This window comes from Pseudomonas sp. R19M (assembly GCF_050312585.1).
Classification (GTDB): domain Bacteria; phylum Pseudomonadota; class Gammaproteobacteria; order Pseudomonadales; family Pseudomonadaceae; genus Aquipseudomonas; species Aquipseudomonas palleroniana.
Window position 1 is genome coordinate 71,987 of the sequence record NZ_JBNPJV010000079.1, and the last position, 16,937, is coordinate 88,923.

Below are 16,937 nucleotides of genomic sequence, written 5' to 3' on the forward strand. Positions count from 1 at the left end.
TTTGAGGCTGCTAACAGTCATGGACCGTATTCAAGCGATGCAGGTTTTCGTACGTGTGGCTGAAGCAGGAAGCTTTATCCAGGCGGCGCAGACGCTCTCTCTGCCGGCCTCCACAGTTACCAGCAGCGTTAAAAATCTTGAGAAGTACTTGCAGGTACGCCTGCTGAACAGAACAACGCGTCGGGTCAGCCTGACCTCTGAGGGCGCACAATATCTGGCGCAATGCCGGGAAATATTGGAGCTGATCGAACACACAGAGACCAGCCTGACGGATTCCGTAAAACGGCCACAGGGGCGTTTGCGTGTCGATATGCCGGGTGGCATTGCACACTTCATCGTCATGCCAAACCTGCAAGACTTCTACAGGCGCTACCCGGATATCTACCTGATGATAGGCGTCAACGATCGGCAGGTTGATCTGGTTCAAGAGGGTGTCGATTGCGTTATTCGTACAGGCGAGCTCGATGACTCAACGCTCGTTGCGCGCCCACTCGGTCGGTTTCGCTGGGTAACCTGTGCGTCTGCCGCCTATCTCGAAGAGAACGGCACTCCGCAAAATCCGCAAGATTTGTCTCACCACCGGGCCATCCATTACTTCTCGGGCCGCGCAAGGCAAGCAGGTGAAATGCGCTTTGCCCGTGGTACCGAAAAAATCTCAGTCCCGGTGAACGGCACAGCGGCCGTCAACGAGACTGGGCTTTACATCAAAATGTGCCTTGAAGGCTTCGGGCTGGTGCAGCTCGCTGAGAACGTGGTCAGCGAGCATCTGCGAGAAGGGCGACTGGTCGAAGTGCTTGCTGACTGGCAGCCCGCATCGGTTCCTGTTCACCTGCTATACCCGCATCAGCGCTTTTTATCGCCAGCTGTGAGCGCATTCGCTGACTGGATTGCTGGGCTTGTTCGCGACGATGATTCAGCAGATTCAAGTTGAACGTTGCGCCCGGCCAGCATGCCGGTGAATGCTCCGGCTACGGAGATTGCGGCTGTGATCAGCAGCGGTCCTGTCCAGCCACCGGTCCAGTCGTGCAGTTGGCCCAGCAGCAAGGGGCCTGCGGCTGCCATCAGGTAGCCGACGCACTGCGCCATTCCTGAAAGTGCCGCCGTGTCACCGGCATTTTTTGTGCGCAAGCCGATGAAGGTCAGGCCGAGCATCATGCTGGCACCAGAGCCGAAGCCCAGGACCGCGGCCCACAACATGGCGTAGTCTGGCGCGTAAATGAGCCCGATCAGGGATGAGGCGGTTAACAGGCTGACGGTAGCGGCTGCCAGTTTCTGGTCTTTGAGACGACGAAGCGTGGCCGCCAGAATCAAGCCGGGAATGGCCGTCGTCAGTTGAAGCGTGCCGTGTACCGTGCCTGCTTGCTCCGGGGATATGCCATGGTCCATCAGAATGGTCGGCAGCCAGCCGACGGCGACATAAAAAGGCATCGCGTTCAGCCCCATGAACAGTGTGACCTGCCATGCCAGCGGCGAACGCCAGACGGCCACGGTTGGCGCTTGTTTCGGACCTGACAGATTTACGTGTTCGTGTTTTTTCAACTGCGGCAGCCACACCACCAGCGCCAACAACGGGGCTGCGACCAACAAACTCAGGGCAATCGGCCATCCCCATGATTGGGTCAGCGGAACTATTACGGCTGAACCGACAGCGCCCGCTGCACCCATGGTGATGGAATAAGCGCCGGTCATGGACGCCATTTTTGTCGAGAAGTCGCGTTTGATCAGGCCGGGCAGCAGCACGTTGCCCAGGGCGATCCCAGTGCCTATCAATATCGTACCGGCGTACAACACCCATGCGCTGCCTGCGGAGCGGAGCAGGATGCCCGCTGAAATGACCAACAGTGCACCGAAAAGCGTGCGCTCGATGCCGAACCTGCGGGCGACCGATGCGCTGAGCGGGGAGAAGGCTGCAAAGGCAAGTAATGGCAGTGAAGTAAGCAGGCCTAGAGCTGAGGCGCTCAAGCCAAAATCATTCTGGATCAGCGGCAAAACGGGCGCGATGCTGGTAAAGGGAACGCGCAGGTTCACGGCGATAAGCAGAATGCCTGCGACGAGCGCGATGGCATGCCACTTGTTTTTTGTATCTGACATATTCTTTATCTGTCCTCTTAAAAGAAGACAACTGTAGAGAACTTCAGAACCGGCTAATATAGATATCAAGACACCTGATATCTAAATTATGCCAAGCTCAAAAAATGTCGTTTCCTCGCCGGAAGATTTCGATTCAGACCTTTTCGCCCAGGCAGCGATTGCCCTCAAGGTTGCGCCTGACCTCAATGATTCGGGTGCCCGTCCGCATGATCATCGCAAAGGCCAGCTCATCCTGTCTTTGCATGGCGCAGTGAGCTGTGAGGTGCAAAATGCACTCTGGCTTGTCCCTCCCCAGCACGCCGTATGGATCCCGGGCGGCACGCCGCACAGTTGCCGAGTGACCGAAAACGCCCGGACCTGCTTTCTGTTCGTTGAGCCCGGTGCGGCAGCCATGCCTGAAGAATGCTGCACGGTTGCCATTACGCCCCTTGTTCGGGAGATGGTCCTGCATCTCGCTGAACAGGAACCTGCTTACCATTCCGAGGGCAAGACAGCTCGGCTGGTTGCAGTGCTGCTTGAGCAGCTTTCCGATGCCCCGCTGAAAGAGCTGCATTTGCCGATATCAGACCACCCCAAGATCAAACAAATCGCGGATACGCTCTTCTCAGATCCAGGCGACCGAACCACGTTGCGCGAGTGGGCCACTCGGCTTGCAACCAGTGAACGAACGCTGGCCAGGCTTGTAGAAAGCACGACCGGGCTGAGCTTCGGACGCTGGCGTCAACAATTGCATTTGATGATCGCACTGAGTCATTTGGCGGAGGGGGTATCCGTGCAACGTGTGGCGGGCATCCTGGGATATGACTCTGTTAATGCATTCATCACTATGTTCAAGAAAGCACTGGGTAAACCGCCTACTCAGTATTTTTCCTCTCTGCGCTAGTGCTCTGCTGGCTGATACAAAGCGCCGAGGCTGTAGAACGATCTGTCTGCTATTGGCCGATTTATGCCTGTTGCGAAGGGCCGCTTTTGGCCGATTGCTGCCTGTCACGAAGGGCCGCAATCACAACCCATTGCTGCTGTTGGCGAAGGGTATTCCCGCGACCATACACGGCAACTCACTCCTGTCTATCAATCGCCTTGGGGGCAAAATAGGTTAAAGGTTAGGGTACTGTGCTTCCTCTTCTGATTGGCTTGCATGCCAATCCGCCCACAGCTTAGCCTCTGCATCAAATAGCTCACGCGAGACGGTGCGTGGCCTGAACTCAACGATATCCTGTGTATCCGTCGCAAATATGTAGCGGCTGGCGCCATTGATGATCATCGTACGAAAAAATGCCGCGTCGGAGAGGCTTACCGTACTGCCTCGCGGGGGGGGGGCGCTGGCCGACACATGCGAATAGGAGGTGCTTGGGGCTTAGAGGAAGGAAAAGTCTTGTTCCTTGTACCCCCCAGCCGCCTTCAAGGCTCAGCTCTCCGCTCGCCCCCACTCCCAGCCTTGTGAACGGATTATCTGTTGTTGGCCAAGTGACTCCAGTGGGGGCGTGCAGGATGGTCCATCGATGTGTTGGCATACGATGGATTGTATTTTTGAGGATGTGTTCGAGTTGCCAAATCCAAAACTTCCGCCCGTTCAGTACCCGTGCTTCGATACCTTCTGAGCCATCTTCATCTTTCACGCGATGGAGCTTAAGGGGCAGCTTGCTGTATGGGTCTACAGCTGATGCGGGCTCAAGTTTGATACCAGAAGCCAAAGCTGCTTCAACTTTGGCAATTGACCCCTCCATCGACTCAGACAAAAGAGCCTCGAGCGTTTCGTTCTGACGCTTCATGAAGCTCTGCATGCCTGTAGGTGTCCTAATCGATTGCGCTACGGCGAAGCGAAACAAATTATTCCAATCCTTGACACTCAATTGAGTCTCATTCACTACCTTTGCTATCGACACCAATGCGGGCTGCTCAAATTCGCGATCAAGCCAGCGCTCAATTTCATCGCTGTCTTTAGATCCCGAGAAATAGGTATAAAGGTGCTGGTGTTTAGCAATACCTTTGGGAGAATGAGGCTTCCAATGCTCGCACTTCTCATGCGGCACTAAGAGCCTGTAAGTGAGGATTTTGCCATTGATCAACCATTGCTTCAGGTATGCCTGGGGAACATAGTGGTTATCTTTTTTGATGCCTTCCATCGTGGCGCTTCATCCTCATAATCTGTCCTGGGACTGCCCTATCCAGGGTGTGTCAGATATCCGCTGTTCGATTCCTAACGAACCACTCCGGTGTGATCGAGAGCCCGCAGAAAGCGAGAGAAGCATAGCGGTAGCTGCCAAGAAGGGACCTCCGCGAACAGTCACCACTTATTGCCTAGTTCTGATCTGTCCTGAACCCTCTGTGGCTTGCTGCAGTTGAGAGTTTTCCATTCTCTCGATGTGGATCGTATTGTGTGTGATCGACTGCGCAAGCTGTTCCTCGGTCTTGCTAAAGCGGATTCCTTCGCCAAGTATCCCTCGCGCTTCAAGATCCAGGGCAAAGTCCATGATCTTGGTTTTTGTCACGTCAAGAATGCGAATCAGTTGGTGTACTGGCACGTGCAGGGCCGGCTCAAAATCTGTCCTCATGAGATTTCTGAACGCCGTGTTGAGGTCAGCAGGAAATTTCACCATCACTGTTCCGGTATCTGTACGTTCTACCAGATCATTAATCTGGCTCACCGAGTCGCGTGCAATGTGTTCACACATAGATGCATGTAGCTCGCCGCCCATGTCGACAGGAATCCACCCCCTGTACGGATTGAAAGCCTTCAGTTCGCCCGTGACGATCCGGTAGCTGGGAACGGAGCGTGTTTCGTATCCGTTCAGTTCGTCATTGAGCCATTCCTCGATGTCCTTGATCTTGAGCTTTCGGGAAACGAGCAATGCCTTACGCAACAAATCTGGAAGGTGAATTGTCCGATCAAGCACGTCGCTCTGTAGGTCCAATACCAAGCTGTCCATGGAGTTCAGAGCGCTCCCATGAAGGTGATTACTGCCGGTAGGTATGAGGCGAGTACGTTGCCGGCAGCGCCTTCCAAGACGGTTTTGATCGAGCCCAAGCACTCCTTTATGATGCCCTTCTTCGGAGCCAGCGAGCTGTTCTGCACCCTAATTGTGTCGACGTCAGATCGCAACCCCGCTGCGACTACCTGATCGTTGATCTTCGAAATGTCTTGGGCGAAGGCCTCCAAGAAAGCGTTCAGATCAAGGTGCTGAACACTCTGGTCGAAATGCTGACTTGAGTGCTGAGCATCTTGTTGCACTTGTGAGTCGTGCATCGATCCGATGGAGATGTTGTTCGTTTTACTCATAGGGGCTGCCTCACTCCGAGATGGCGACTTGACACTGCATCATCCAGTTTCGCCATAAGCGTGGCAACTTCTAAACGCTGCCGGACAGTCTTTCGCCTTTCATCTGTAGCGTTGATCGGTTGAATCCACAGCTGAAAGCAGACGCTCGTGGATGGCAGCTATTGGCCGGTTGCTGCATGTCGTGAAGTGCAGCAATCGGCCAACAGCGTCTACTAAACGTGGGGCGATTCAGCTGAGCACTCGGATATCTGCATTCGGAGCCAACGAGATTGACGCTCAGAGATATTTTTTAAAGCTGCCTGCTGAAATACTAACCGCTATCCCGAATGTTGCTGCCATTGGGAAAAGAATTAGAAGTGGGCTAATGCTTATGGGAAGTGCTGGATAAATGATCCAAGGCAAAACCAGCAACGGCATAATCAACATCTTGGCCCGATGGTAAATGAACCCGGATTCGCGCCCAGCCCCAAACCTGCGAAGGTCGCGACGCACCAGTCCATCTACCAGTCCTGTGAACGCCGCCATCAAAAAAAGCGGGAGGCTCAGCGTAAGGATCAGCAGCCTGGTCAGAAACGTTAGCGTCGCATACACCGCGGCCAGCCCGTAACTCTCAACCTGCGCATAGGCAAGACTGATGTAGCGCTGCAGATCTGTGCCATTGGGGCTGTTTTGCCTGGCTTGCTCAGATGCAAGTTTGATCCAACTGACGATTCCACTTTTCTCGAAGGCCCATTCGTAGGCCAAGCCAATTATCGTCCGAACCGTATGATCAGGGTCTTGGATCAACAGGCTTTGGGTGAATGAGGCGGACAGCCAACCCAGCTCGTTATTGAGCATATCCCGTGAGTGGTACCAGCCTTCCTTGCTCCAAAAGAAATACAACCCAATCCACTCTGTCACGATGCTAAAAAATAGTGAAACCAGAAGGATGCTGAGCAGGGAGACAGGCACCCCCAAAGCTTTGCTGATCCAACCCTTCTCACGGTACTGCTGCTGGCGCTGGGCGGTTTCAGTAGGGCTTGCCATGGTCTTGTCCAGATCAGTGAATGGTCATGCGGCAGTGTTGAAAGCAAACGAGAAGGGGCCCCGCTATCGGATCCTCTATCTGAATGAGGCTAGGACTCTTCCATTGAGGTTTGAGACCTAGGTCTTCCAACTGATCGAAGAGTGAGTGACCGTCATAGATCCCCAGCCTGGCGTAACCCAACAGAAGCTGCAGTTCGCCTGAGATCTCACGAATGGCCGGTGCCAACGCCCTTAGATTGATAAAGCGCAGTTCAATGCGCGATGGCCATCTCATGAGTCTGCTACTTCGGGTGTGTCACACTTATCCTCATCGTCGAGTAACTCACTCGGTAGCGTTTCATCCAGCGATCGAGTGCCGCTACTGGTCCACCATTCACCGCCGCCGTCGACATAGCTGTTGCGCATATTTTCAGCGAGGGTGCGTAAGTCCTTGGGCATCAGCTCATCTGGGTCAGGCGCGGGTAATGGCATGCGGATCTTCCAGAGATTACCTCCCTCTAGAAGTGCAAAGGCTTGCCCTTTGGGAAGGCTGACTACATGAGCTGGCTCAATCAGTGGCACGCTCGTAGAACTCACTCGGTCTTGTGTGTTGCTCGTGAAGTCTGTGTTGCCTGAGGGGTCTGAACTGTCCGTTGCACCGCTCACCAGGGTCGTTGAGTACACATCAACCTTTGGCAATTGTTTGGTGAGCAACTCAGCCGTTGCGGTCTCTCGCACTCTTAGCATGAACAGGTTGTTGAAGTTGCCGACGACCTGGCCTGCTTTGGCTCGGTTGCCGATCTTTGCTTCGATGTCACTGATGGTTTGTGTGTAGGCGCTCACCTGGATGCCGGCACCGCCCCCCTTGTTGATCATCGGGATGAACTCATCCCCCATCAACTCGTTGAACTCATCAGCATGCAGGTTGATCGGGATTTTCTGATCGCTTGAAGCTCCGGGTAGACCGTCGTCGATGCCGAACTTGTAGATATGGCCAGCGACCGATACCAAATCTGAAAACATTGAGTTGCCCACGGCCGCAGCTACTTCTGGGTCAGACAATGCGTCTAGCCCAACGTAGACAATCGCGCGTTTGCGGATGACCTGCATCCAATCGAAGATGGGACGGGGATCATTCAGATCGGTGTAGTTGGGCGATATCAGTTCAGCCATACGGCCGGTGGTAAGCTTTTCCAGGAGGGGCAGTAAGGACGCAACGATCTTGTCGAAGTAGGTCTTGTCGTACCGCACTGCTGAACGCAGCCCATCCATGACTGGATCGGCCACGCGGGTTTTGGCGAGATAATGGTCGATCGCGGTCACGCGCTTTTGGCGACCTCGCATGTTGAAGGGTGTGTTCTTCTCGTTTAACGCACCCTCGATGGTAACGATCGCTTCCCATGCCTTTGCATCGTGCTTGGCGAAGTAGTGACCGCTGTATTCGATGAACAGCGCATCAATGTTGATCACATGTTGCTGAATCTTCAGGTAGTCGGGGCGGACTCCAAGCTCCACCAGGGCGCGCGCGATGATGTTGACGAAACGCCAAGCAAATTCACGAAAGGCTGCGCTGTTGCCTTCCCCTGACAACTGCCCCGAGATCCTGCTGGCTACCTCTGAGATTCTGCCGAAACGTCCGATGGCGTTGTATCGAGAAGAAAAGTCCGGCCAACCCAGATGAAAGACGTAGAACTCGCTTTCACGTCCTGCTCTTCGGGCTTCGATGTACATGCGCTTGAGTAGGTCTGCATCACCCTTTGGGTCAAACGCGATCACAGGCTCGAACTCGGTTAGACCGCCGATAGCCTTCACCCGGCGAATATCCTGGGTGATAAACAGTTCGGCCAATCGGGTTTTGCCTACTCGGGTAGTGCCCAGAATCAGGCTATGACCTACGCGTTCACCGAGGGGCAGGGATACCTCAACCTCGTTTGGCTCAACCCCGTGTAGACGTGCAGAACCACCTACGGGTGGCAAGGGGCGTACGGGGTTGAGTGCGTTGTCCCAAGAAGTAAGCTTGGGAAGAACATTCATTGGAAAACGGGAGTATTCCATTCGCGCCTCCATGCGTCTGGCAGCCTGGAAAAGTGCTGTGGGCTCCACGTACCTGCGAAACTCTGGTCTATAGGTTTGTGTCAGGCGCTGGGTATGGCGTTGCTCCCACTTGAATCCAATGCCTATGAATAGACGCCGGTTGCTCACGGGGACGTTCTTGCTGGTCATGACATAGCGCGGCAGGCGGCGAATGTTTCGGCGATAACGAAGCACGAATAGCGCTTGTCGTAAGCGTATCCAGCCAAAGAGCAAAAAGAACGCGGATGCCGCAATTCCAAACAACGGTGTCAATGCTAATGACCAAGGGGCAAACAGACTCAGAAAAGCCCCAATCGCACAGACGGTCACTGTGAAGAGCTCAACGGCAGGGCGCAGGAGTGTCTCTATGGTATGAGCGTTCGCCATGGCTACTGTTCTATGCCGGATGCCGTTATCAACAGGGGGTAGTGTTGAATATCCAAGCGTTCTGCCAGTTCGTCAGCGGATACCGGCACCATGTCCAGTCCTGTACCGAGGTCGCGTAGCTCGGTGAGTGCCTCTAACCGCTGAACGTTGACCACCAGGCCCACGGCATTGAGCTGTCGCAGCACTTCCTTGCGTGACGTTAGCCAACGTCGTGAAAGGTCGTCATCCCCAATCAAGAATATGGGGGCTAGCCCTGGATTCTTGGTCTTTCGGTTTTCAACCTTGCCTGGGCTGAGTCGCTCCGATTTGACCGGCAACATGTCCGCCTCACTGTAAGGAGCGAGACGTATTGGAGGGAGTGCAGTGGCCTTCGTCGACGTGCGCTCTGTCGGGGGATTCTGGGGGGGATGGGGAGCCGTTGAGATCCAACCCGAGTCCTCGACCCCATTCATCGATGCCCAGGAGAGGGTGGAAAACACCAGCGTGAGTGCGCCCATTGAGAGAGTGCATTTCATGGTGACTTCGCTCCATGACGTGGCGATTGCGTGATATGACGAAGGTGAATGGCAAACGACGTGCGATAGCCGGCGGCCGGTAGACCTTCCGCAGGCCGGTGATAACGCCCGGCGGCGGTGAAGATGAAGGCAAGACAACCACCCAGCAGCACCCCACTGAAATTCACTGCCGTTGCCATTGGCCATCCACCTGACGCATCACCGCGGGAAAGCTGCCCTTATCGCCGACACTGCTCCAGCGACCCGCGTCGTGGTTCAGGGTGATGTCGCGATTGCGGACTTTCTGAATGTCGATACGGGCATTGTCGGCCCAGCCGCGGATCAACTCATCTTTGCCTTTTGTGCCGACAACGTAGAGATCAAACGCATGGTTGGCGATCTGCAAGCGTTGAACCCGTTCAACACAGCCCTTGCAGTCCATAGACACGAAAACTGCCAGTCTTTCGGGCAACGTCACGGGGGACGACTGAACCGTTGTGGAGGCACCAAGTAGGTCCACCGGCAGTAGGTTTGGATAAAGACGGGCGAAGGTTTCGTTGTAGGCGTTCTGATAAGCGAACAGCTTCGTTATTCGGTTGTATTCCGCGTGCGCTTGCATCTCCGTGAACCGCTTCTGCTCCTCGCTGGTACGTGCTTCGATGCCTAACGCGGTCAGAGGGTCGATACCTGGTGAGTAGAGGCCCAAAGGCCCTTCCATCAAAAGCTTGTAGCGTTGCCACTCCTCTGGTTGCAGATTCCAAGCCCTGGCTTTTGACTGTTCCAAGGAGGAGGTGAGGTGTTCTTGCAAGCGGCTTTTTTCGGTTGCGGATTGATGATCTTCGGCACCTGCTGTGAGCCAGGTCGTCATCAGGGGGGCGCCAAGCAAAACGACTTTGGTGATCAATTTCATGTCGTTTACCTATCTGATCGTCACGAAGTGTGAGGAGTCATCAGGTCTTATGAAGTGGGCTTCATCTGGGCGGAGCGAGTTCAACCTCCACCCCATGAATGAGGCAGAAGGACGCATGAGGACGACATCGGCCAGGTCGGATAGATCGAAGGCTGCAACAGCCAGGAAGATCTCTCCGCCTCTCAAGTCGACCCCTAGGATATTGAAAGGCAAAGAGGCTGGTTTACGAGCAGGGAGGGCGGCTACTGGTTTGGTGAGGCGCGACTCAACACGTTTAGGTGCAGCGACCGTAAGGTTCTCAATCATCGTTTCTAGGCGGAGCAACTGAGTCTTCGCGCTTGTGACATCTTCTGATAATGCTGCAAGCTCGTCCTGCAAGTGCTCGATGCTTTCGGCATGCACAGGGGCCAGCGAGTCCAGCCGTTCAGTGATCGTCTGTTGATTGAACTCAAAATCTTCCAGTGTCACAAAGCCTGGCTGTTTTGGGTCGTTAACGTCACTGTCCAGTCTGTCGAGTTGAAGTTGCAGGGTCTCCAACTGATTAGTTGAAGGGCGTCCCTCCAAGGCTGTAGATAGTGCGGCCACTTCAGTCATGAGATACAGCGAGGCCACGCTGAGCATCACCAACGCCCCGTTTTGAAGAGCCGCGAGAGAAGGCCGATTCATTGTTTGATCTCCGCCAACGGGCGTTCTGGTTTTGATAGGCGGCGCGCAGGAGTGGCCTGTCCGATCCGTGAGACAAAACAGATGCTCCGCGCCTTTTCGTCAACGATTGGCCGCCAGGCCGATCCCGCTAACGTCACCACTGCGTTGCGCAGGGTGATGGGCCCCAATCGGTAGTGCGAGGCGGGCAGGGGGTACATGTACAACTGGCGTAACTCGCTGGTCGCTGGGCACAAGCTGTAGCCCGAGTAGCGCAATATGTAGTTCAGTGCATGCTGAACGTTTGTCGTAAGGCTTTGAGGTATGTGGATATCGATCACCTGGCTCAGCAGGTCCAACTGCTCAGGTCTGGGTGAGGTATTGGCTTTTGTATACCGTCCAAGACGCACATTTGGGGAGGGTTCAATCTGTAAAGCGATCGCAGGGTATTGCGCAGCCATGGGCATTTTCGCGGCGCTCATTGCAGTCAACGGCGGATCTTTATAGGGCGTTGAGGTGCTACAGCCGGAAAGAAGGGCTACGACCATGAAGATCGAGAGAGGAGGGCTTGCTGAGTTTGTGTGGATTCGCGGAAGGGGCATCCCTGTGGCCTCATAAGAAACGAGGCCGTACCTTTGCAAATGCGGTGGAGCAGTGCTGCAAGGAAACTGGTATCGCAATGGGCGGTTTTGGGGGCATGGCATGCCTGAGAGATGAGCCTATTTTGTGATTCTTAAGTCACCCGTGACCTGACCTATCAAAGTGCATTGAGTTGAGTAGAACCAAAAATGGCCGAGTGGCATGCTTTTTGTTCCCCTCACCAACGCGGATGAAATTTCTAATGTCGAAACTGATTAAGTTTTTCAACCACTGGGCCCCCGGTATCGTTTACACGTTGCTCGGGTATTTCCTTAGCAAAGGCGTGCTCGACGGATTTGGACAAACCTTCGTACGCTCTTGGGCCGCGACTCAGGAGTGGGGTGTTGAGCCAATCTTCTATCCAAGGTGGTTCGTCCTATCGGGAGCAACAACCATTTTAATCGGTGGTGTTTACCTTTTCTGGAAGCAATATAAGCGTGTGCAGGAATTGGAGAAGGGCAGGAGCAACTGATTGACGTGCTAGTCGTTGCTTTCGAAAAAGCAGCCGATAGCTTAATGAAGACGTAGTGGTCAGAGAATTTTACTCGCTAAAAAATAGGACTAAAGGACTCGCAGTTGTTGCTTTTTAGTCCTCATCTACAGGGATTGAACGATGAAAAAAAGGGAAGCTGAAGGTAAGCCTTCAACGACATTGGTGAAGACGCTCGCGGTCTTAAAAGAGCTAAGTACTTGTAAGCCTAGAAAAGCATCAGAGCGACGTACGGGGGCGGAGAAAAAAGCAGAACTGTTTTCCAAATGGAGCCTGGTTTTATCCGGGATTCTTTTGCTCCCGCCGGCTTTGCTGGCCTATTTCAAGGATTCAGCAACGGTGTTATCCGAAGGGGTCCAGCTTGCTGCTCTGCTGGCGATAGCGCTCTCTATGGTACTAACGTTGGCGTCGTTCGTGGTTCCTATCCTCGCTTCAGCGTGGGTACTCTTGCGATGGGAAAAGGTGGCGTACGAGAACCTGCGTGGCGACATTATTCATGAGCAAAGCATCGCAAACCGTCTGCGACGACACGACGTCAATGCGCTCACCGAAGCGAAGATGTGGCTTGAGCTTAAGATCAAACGCATCGAAGCGCGCGTGACGTGGTTTTTTGGGGATAAGACGGCGGCACTGGGCCTGCTGGCAACGGCTTACGTTTTCTCAGAAAAGTTCGGGGGGTTTCCTTGGATCGAAAGAACTCTGCGAGCTGGCCCTGGGCTTTCCAACATTGGGGATACCGTGCTGCTTTGCGGTGCAGCTTTAATTTTTGGACTTTCGCTTGGCGCTGTTCTCATCAAACACATTGCTGCCCGGTACAGGTACCAGGTTGAGTTGATTGATCTTTCGCTTCGATAGTGAGCAACGCAGCATGGAAGGGTGCGTTGCCCTTCCATGACGCCCTAGCAGAAAGAAAGTCGTGATCAGAATCATAAATTACTGTCCGCAAGGTCCGTGGGTACGGGTGCAGTGCTCAGCTCTCTATGAACTACAGTCCTCCAAATCATGCGGTTGAACGCTTCGACCGCTGCAATCAGTCATTCTGGCGCACTATTTTGCGTGAAGGAATCATCTCCTTATGGAACCGAAATGGTGAATGGTTCCACTTAGGTAGCCTCACGCATTTACACCTAGGAGAAACATCATGAAGGGACATATACAGCTGAGGCACCTGGCTTTCCTGCTTTTACCGCTTATCGCTGCCTGTACTACACCCGACAGGTCACGGGAGCTTGAACTTGATAGTCGCATGCCGCAGCAGCCTCTGCAGTTTGATAACTGTTCGGTGGGATGCCCTACCGGTGGCAGTCCCCTGACGCTGACACGCCAAGCGTATACGCTCAATAATAATGGTTCGACCAAATTTGCAAACTGGGTGTCGTACAAGATCACGAAGGACTCGCCAGCAAGTGGCCGTCCACGTAATTGGAAGACAGACCCCGACGTCCCTTCAGGTGAAACGCTTGATCCCGTGGACTACAACGGCGCAAATGTTGCGCTCAAGATCGATCGCGGGCATCAAGCCAACCTTGCTTCCATGGGCGGTGTCCCCGACTGGCAAACACTTAACTACCTGTCGAACATCACCCCCCAGAAATCCGACCTCAACCAAGGACCCTGGGCTCGACTTGAGGATCAGGAGAGAAATCTCAGCAAGGACCCTTCTATTGACCAGGTGTATGTCGCGACTGGGCCGCTCTACGAACATTTCGTGGGAACGCTTCCGGGAACCAACAAGGTGCATACGATCCCTAGCGGATACTGGAAGATCATCTTCGTAGGCAGCTCACCAGAAAACGGGCTTTATGCATCATTCGTGATGAATCAAGAGACTCGTCGTGACGCAAGTTTTTGTGACTATCAAGTTACGGTTGCGCAGATCGAGGAACGATCAGGGCTTACTTTTTGGAGTAATTTGCCACAACCCGTTCAGGACGCTCTGAAGTCGAAGCAGGGTCAGTTGCCAACCCATCTAGGGTGTAAGTGAGTGCGGCTTGAGCCGATCTGTAGCTGCTAATACTGGCAGCCTTTCGGTCTTGCAACGAGGGTTGCGGGACTGGAATTACGTGCCTTCGTGCACGCCTTTGCATTCGTTAAGACCAGCACGGCTCTCCAAAGCTCGGAGGCTTTTTGGGAGTTTTGTAGCAACACGCCTCATCCCAACTGGATGACTAGTCAATTGCTGAATACATAGAGTTTGGGCGCTCGCCGATGCCCTCTGCTGTGTCGCCTGAAGAAATCTTACGGGCAGTTGGCATCATTGCTCAGCCAATTCACACATTTGCTTAGGTGAGTACAACTCAGTGAAACTTTAAGTCTTTGCCGCTCTGGCAAGCGCGTTTGACAGATCAGCTCATGATGTTTTCGTTGCACCAGAAGTTCATGAGCATTGTGGGGTTCTTGAACCTTCAAAAAGAGAGCTCCATGTGTATTGGAGAGGTTCCTTAACGAAATGCGATCCACCTAGTTGGTGAAAGCTCAAACTCTATCGGGATATGCTTAGGCCATTCTGATTCGCAGTATCATCTCAAAAGTAGCTTTGCGTGAAAGAGATCACCGTTTGGATTCAGCCTGGCACCCTCGAAAAAATGGTCCACAAAATACTGCCATTTGGTTCCTGGCTTCGGTTCCACGAAAGTCACGGCTAAAATCACAAACTAAGCTACGCTTCTCGCTATATCGGTTTCGCTAGACAGGGATCGTCAAAACGTGAAGCGACTACTTCTCTTAAGTGGCCCGATGGCCAGTGGCAAGACGTCGGTTTCCTCCGCTCTCCAAGAGTTCTATGGATTTACTCCGATCAGCAGCAGCGCTTTTCTGCGTACGTACCTGACTGCCCGAAATGAGCTACTTGATCGTCATAACCTCCAAGAAATCGGCGACTCTCTCGACAAGGCCAGCGACTTCTCCTGGTTAATAGAGTCCGTAGCGAACCCAGCCATTCAAGCTCGGCCAGATGTCGAAAACTGGCTACTTGATGCTGTACGCAAGCCCCGGCAGGTTGAATTGTTCAGACTCCGTTTTGGCAATGCGGTGAGGCACGTGCACATTGTTGCGCCCGAGTCTGTGCTAAAGCAAAGGTACGCTGCACGTAGCGCGACCGATCTCAACGAATATCACAACAGCGTGTCGCATCCCAACGAGCAGAGTGCTCGTTCGCTTTCAGATTTTGCAGACAAAGTTCTCGATACGTACACATACACCCCGTTTCAAATTGCGGATCAAATAATGGGAATCTGGGAGATCTAGCACATGGAAACTCGGCAGATCGTAGTAATCAGTGGCAAGACCTGTAGCGGCAAGAGTGGATTGGCCAGCTTGTTGGTGAAGGAATTCGGCTTCGCCGTGGTTTACGATCGTCGAGCTATTGATAATCCCGAGTGGCGTCTTGGCATGGCGCAACCCGACATGCCTGATCGTCGTCACGAAGTGGAAGACTTTGACCAGTGGATGCTCCGGGAAACCCAGACAGTCTGCGAGCAGGAGAGTGATGGCCGACCGTTAGTCGTGGATCACCTGAACACCCTTGCGCAGGTACTGCATTTTCGACAGGTCTTCGGAGCAAACCTAGTGCATGTACACCTCTACGCAAGCGATCCTACACTCCAAGGACGTTATGCAGAGCGAATAGAGGGGCAAGCTAATCCTTTACCTTATGATGAGGTCAATCAGCTCAAAGATCAGTCAGAGATCCAGGCTCTCAAGGATGATGCCGACGTTCGTGTTTACACCGAACGCTCGGACTCGAACGACACTCTCGTGCGAGTAGCCGCCCGTTTGCATCTGTACACGCCACCTGAAATCAGGTGTGTGGATGTGTTGATTGGCGGGCAGTATGGTAGCGAGGGAAAGGGCAACATCGTCGCGTATCTCGCGCGCGAGTACGATGTGATGGTCCGTGTCGGCGGGCCTAATGCTGGGCATACTGTAGCCAGTTCTGACGGCCCATATACCTACCACCATCTTCCTTCTGGCTCACGGGATGTGACGGCGCGACTGCTCCTCGGCCCTGGCATGACGATTCACGTGCCTGGGCTTTTGAAGGAAATAGAGGAGTGCGGCATCGGTGAGGATCGACTTTTTATTGATCCACAGGCCACCATCATCGAAGAGGAGGATATTGGGACAGAGAAGGACGGGCATCTGGTCTCAACCATCGCATCAACCGGGAGCGGAAGCGGCGCAGCCGCTGCTCGGCGTATTTTGAGCAGGGGTAAAGAAATCCGGCTTGCGAGAGATGTTGATGAGCTTCGTCCGTACGTTGGTACTTCTGGGAACTATCATGGCTGCACGTCAGACCGTTTGGAGGAAGCCTACCGTAGTGGACATTCCATCTTGCTGGAGGGAACTCAGGGCAGCGGGCTAAGTATTTTTCACGGAGATTACCCTCACGTGACGTCCAGGGATACGAACGTTGCGGGATGTCTGGCCGAGGCTGGGATATCGCCCAGCAGGATCCGCAAAATCCTAATGGTCATTCGCCCCATGCCTATTCGTGTAGGCGACCCCGATGGTGAGGATGGCCATACCTCTGGAACGCTTAAACATGCCACGACCTTTGATGACATCGCAGAGTTTGCAGGTCTTGAAGCCCTGGCGTTGAACACCGCCGAGAAAACCTCCACCACCAAGCGTAGCCGGCGGGTGGGTTGGTTCGAATGGGATCAATTCCGAAAAGCATGCGCCCTGAATGCTCCGACCGATATCGTCCTGACGTTTGCCGATTATTTAAAGTCATCCAATAGCAAGGCGCGCAGGTTCGAGCAACTCGATGCGGAAACGATTAAGTTTGTCGAGGAGTTGGAGCGTGTATCCCAGGCGCCTGTCTCACTTATAAACACCCGATTTTCCAGAGCCCCTGACGCGAGCGATCTGCGTTCTCTGATTGATCGACGGAATTGGACTGCACGTTCTGACAGGAGATAATAG

Annotated in this window: 17 protein-coding genes; 7 read left to right on the plus strand and 10 right to left on the minus strand. The window is 53.7% G+C overall.

Going from position 1 to position 16,937, the window contains the following annotated elements:
- Positions 1-19 precede the first annotated feature (19 nt).
- Positions 20-931 (plus strand): LysR family transcriptional regulator, encoded by a 912-nt coding sequence (locus ACQRBT_RS17100; RefSeq protein WP_015371104.1) that lies wholly within the window; start codon positions 20-22, stop codon positions 929-931.
- On the opposite strand, the gene ACQRBT_RS17105 is transcribed toward ACQRBT_RS17100, so the two are convergent.
- Complete coding sequence (locus tag ACQRBT_RS17105) at positions 844-2,091, minus strand: MFS transporter (RefSeq protein ID WP_015371105.1); 1,248 nt, start codon at positions 2,089-2,091, stop codon at positions 844-846. The two genes, ACQRBT_RS17100 and ACQRBT_RS17105, sit on opposite strands and share 88 nt — an antisense overlap.
- Positions 2,092-2,179: 88 nt before the next feature.
- Between ACQRBT_RS17105 and ACQRBT_RS17110 the strand changes: the two genes are divergently transcribed.
- Positions 2,180-2,974 carry an AraC family transcriptional regulator gene (locus ACQRBT_RS17110; protein WP_041931406.1) on the plus strand — a complete coding sequence of 265 codons (795 nt, stop codon included), beginning with the start codon at positions 2,180-2,182 and terminating at the stop codon, positions 2,972-2,974.
- 322 nt (positions 2,975-3,296) lie between these two features.
- Here ACQRBT_RS17110 and ACQRBT_RS17115 read toward each other — a convergent pair whose 3' ends face one another.
- The 9 genes from ACQRBT_RS17115 to ACQRBT_RS17155 form a co-directional block, all read right to left on the minus strand.
- On the minus strand, positions 3,297-4,217 hold the full coding sequence (locus ACQRBT_RS17115) for a DUF4238 domain-containing protein (protein WP_412046476.1): 921 nt from the start codon (positions 4,215-4,217) through the stop codon (positions 3,297-3,299).
- 168 nt (positions 4,218-4,385) lie between these two features.
- Positions 4,386-5,021, minus strand: coding sequence for a hypothetical protein (locus ACQRBT_RS17120; protein WP_412046475.1), 636 nt, complete (start codon positions 5,019-5,021; stop codon positions 4,386-4,388).
- A 5-nt stretch (positions 5,022-5,026) separates the two neighbouring features.
- A complete protein-coding gene (locus tag ACQRBT_RS17125) occupies positions 5,027-5,371 on the minus strand; it encodes a hypothetical protein (protein ID WP_412046474.1) in 345 nt (114 codons plus the stop codon).
- Between the two features lie 276 nt (positions 5,372-5,647).
- Positions 5,648-6,397 (minus strand): TIGR03747 family integrating conjugative element membrane protein, encoded by a 750-nt coding sequence (locus tag ACQRBT_RS17130; RefSeq protein WP_412046473.1) that lies wholly within the window; start codon positions 6,395-6,397, stop codon positions 5,648-5,650.
- Positions 6,398-6,667: 270 nt separating this feature from the next.
- Positions 6,668-8,836, minus strand: a complete 2,169-nt coding sequence (traD, locus tag ACQRBT_RS17135) for a type IV conjugative transfer system coupling protein TraD (protein WP_412046472.1) — start codon at positions 8,834-8,836, stop codon at positions 6,668-6,670.
- A 2-nt stretch (positions 8,837-8,838) separates the two neighbouring features.
- Complete coding sequence (locus ACQRBT_RS17140; RefSeq protein ID WP_427851681.1) at positions 8,839-9,537, minus strand: integrating conjugative element protein; 699 nt, start codon at positions 9,535-9,537, stop codon at positions 8,839-8,841.
- Entirely contained in the window at positions 9,515-10,240 is a 726-nt protein-coding gene (locus ACQRBT_RS17145; RefSeq protein ID WP_412046471.1) for a TIGR03759 family integrating conjugative element protein, read from the minus strand. Before ACQRBT_RS17145 ends, ACQRBT_RS17140 begins: the two co-directional genes overlap by 23 nt.
- A 9-nt stretch (positions 10,241-10,249) precedes the next feature.
- Positions 10,250-10,906, minus strand: a complete 657-nt coding sequence (locus ACQRBT_RS17150) for a hypothetical protein (protein ID WP_412046470.1) — start codon at positions 10,904-10,906, stop codon at positions 10,250-10,252.
- Positions 10,903-11,430, minus strand: coding sequence for a hypothetical protein (locus ACQRBT_RS17155; protein ID WP_427851682.1), 528 nt, complete (start codon positions 11,428-11,430; stop codon positions 10,903-10,905). The genes ACQRBT_RS17150 and ACQRBT_RS17155 overlap by 4 nt, the downstream gene beginning before the upstream one ends.
- Before the next feature lie 293 nt (positions 11,431-11,723).
- Here ACQRBT_RS17155 and ACQRBT_RS17160 point away from each other — a divergent pair, with 293 nt between their 5' ends.
- The 5 genes from ACQRBT_RS17160 (at position 11,724) to ACQRBT_RS17180 (ending at position 16,934) form a co-directional block, all read left to right on the plus strand.
- Positions 11,724-11,993 (plus strand): hypothetical protein, encoded by a 270-nt coding sequence (locus tag ACQRBT_RS17160; protein WP_412046469.1) that lies wholly within the window; start codon positions 11,724-11,726, stop codon positions 11,991-11,993.
- 141 nt (positions 11,994-12,134) lie between these two features.
- Positions 12,135-12,866, plus strand: a complete 732-nt coding sequence (locus ACQRBT_RS17165; protein ID WP_412046468.1) for a hypothetical protein — start codon at positions 12,135-12,137, stop codon at positions 12,864-12,866.
- 286 nt (positions 12,867-13,152) lie between these two features.
- Positions 13,153-13,995: a DNA/RNA non-specific endonuclease gene (locus ACQRBT_RS17170; protein ID WP_412046467.1), complete on the plus strand. Its 843-nt coding sequence runs from the start codon at positions 13,153-13,155 to the stop codon at positions 13,993-13,995.
- Between the two features lie 722 nt (positions 13,996-14,717).
- Positions 14,718-15,257 carry an AAA family ATPase gene (locus ACQRBT_RS17175; RefSeq protein ID WP_412046466.1) on the plus strand — a complete coding sequence of 180 codons (540 nt, stop codon included), beginning with the start codon at positions 14,718-14,720 and terminating at the stop codon, positions 15,255-15,257.
- A gap of 3 nt (positions 15,258-15,260) precedes the next feature.
- The gene (locus tag ACQRBT_RS17180; RefSeq protein WP_412046465.1) at positions 15,261-16,934 is read left to right on the plus strand and encodes an adenylosuccinate synthetase; all 1,674 of its coding nucleotides are present in this window, start codon (positions 15,261-15,263) and stop codon (positions 16,932-16,934) included.
- Positions 16,935-16,937 lie beyond the last annotated feature (3 nt).

Coding starts and splice junctions, on each gene's coding strand:
- ACQRBT_RS17165 (WP_412046468.1), top strand. CDS start 12,135: ATGAAAAAAAGGGAAGCTGAAGGTAAGCCTTCAACGACATTGGTGAAG.
- ACQRBT_RS17180 (WP_412046465.1), top strand. CDS start 15,261: ATGGAAACTCGGCAGATCGTAGTAATCAGTGGCAAGACCTGTAGCGGC.
- traD (WP_412046472.1), bottom strand. CDS start 8,836: ATGGCGAACGCTCATACCATAGAGACACTCCTGCGCCCTGCCGTTGAG.
- ACQRBT_RS17155 (WP_427851682.1), bottom strand. CDS start 11,430: ATGGTCGTAGCCCTTCTTTCCGGCTGTAGCACCTCAACGCCCTATAAA.
- ACQRBT_RS17170 (WP_412046467.1), top strand. CDS start 13,153: ATGAAGGGACATATACAGCTGAGGCACCTGGCTTTCCTGCTTTTACCG.
- ACQRBT_RS17100 (WP_015371104.1), top strand. CDS start 20: ATGGACCGTATTCAAGCGATGCAGGTTTTCGTACGTGTGGCTGAAGCA.
- ACQRBT_RS17145 (WP_412046471.1), bottom strand. CDS start 10,240: ATGAAATTGATCACCAAAGTCGTTTTGCTTGGCGCCCCCCTGATGACG.
- ACQRBT_RS17120 (WP_412046475.1), bottom strand. CDS start 5,021: ATGGACAGCTTGGTATTGGACCTACAGAGCGACGTGCTTGATCGGACA.
- ACQRBT_RS17115 (WP_412046476.1), bottom strand. CDS start 4,217: ATGGAAGGCATCAAAAAAGATAACCACTATGTTCCCCAGGCATACCTG.
- ACQRBT_RS17105 (WP_015371105.1), bottom strand. CDS start 2,091: ATGTCAGATACAAAAAACAAGTGGCATGCCATCGCGCTCGTCGCAGGC.
- ACQRBT_RS17130 (WP_412046473.1), bottom strand. CDS start 6,397: ATGGCAAGCCCTACTGAAACCGCCCAGCGCCAGCAGCAGTACCGTGAG.
- ACQRBT_RS17140 (WP_427851681.1), bottom strand. CDS start 9,537: ATGGCCAATGGCAACGGCAGTGAATTTCAGTGGGGTGCTGCTGGGTGG.
- ACQRBT_RS17160 (WP_412046469.1), top strand. CDS start 11,724: ATGTCGAAACTGATTAAGTTTTTCAACCACTGGGCCCCCGGTATCGTT.
- ACQRBT_RS17110 (WP_041931406.1), top strand. CDS start 2,180: ATGCCAAGCTCAAAAAATGTCGTTTCCTCGCCGGAAGATTTCGATTCA.
- ACQRBT_RS17150 (WP_412046470.1), bottom strand. CDS start 10,906: ATGAATCGGCCTTCTCTCGCGGCTCTTCAAAACGGGGCGTTGGTGATG.
- ACQRBT_RS17125 (WP_412046474.1), bottom strand. CDS start 5,371: ATGAGTAAAACGAACAACATCTCCATCGGATCGATGCACGACTCACAA.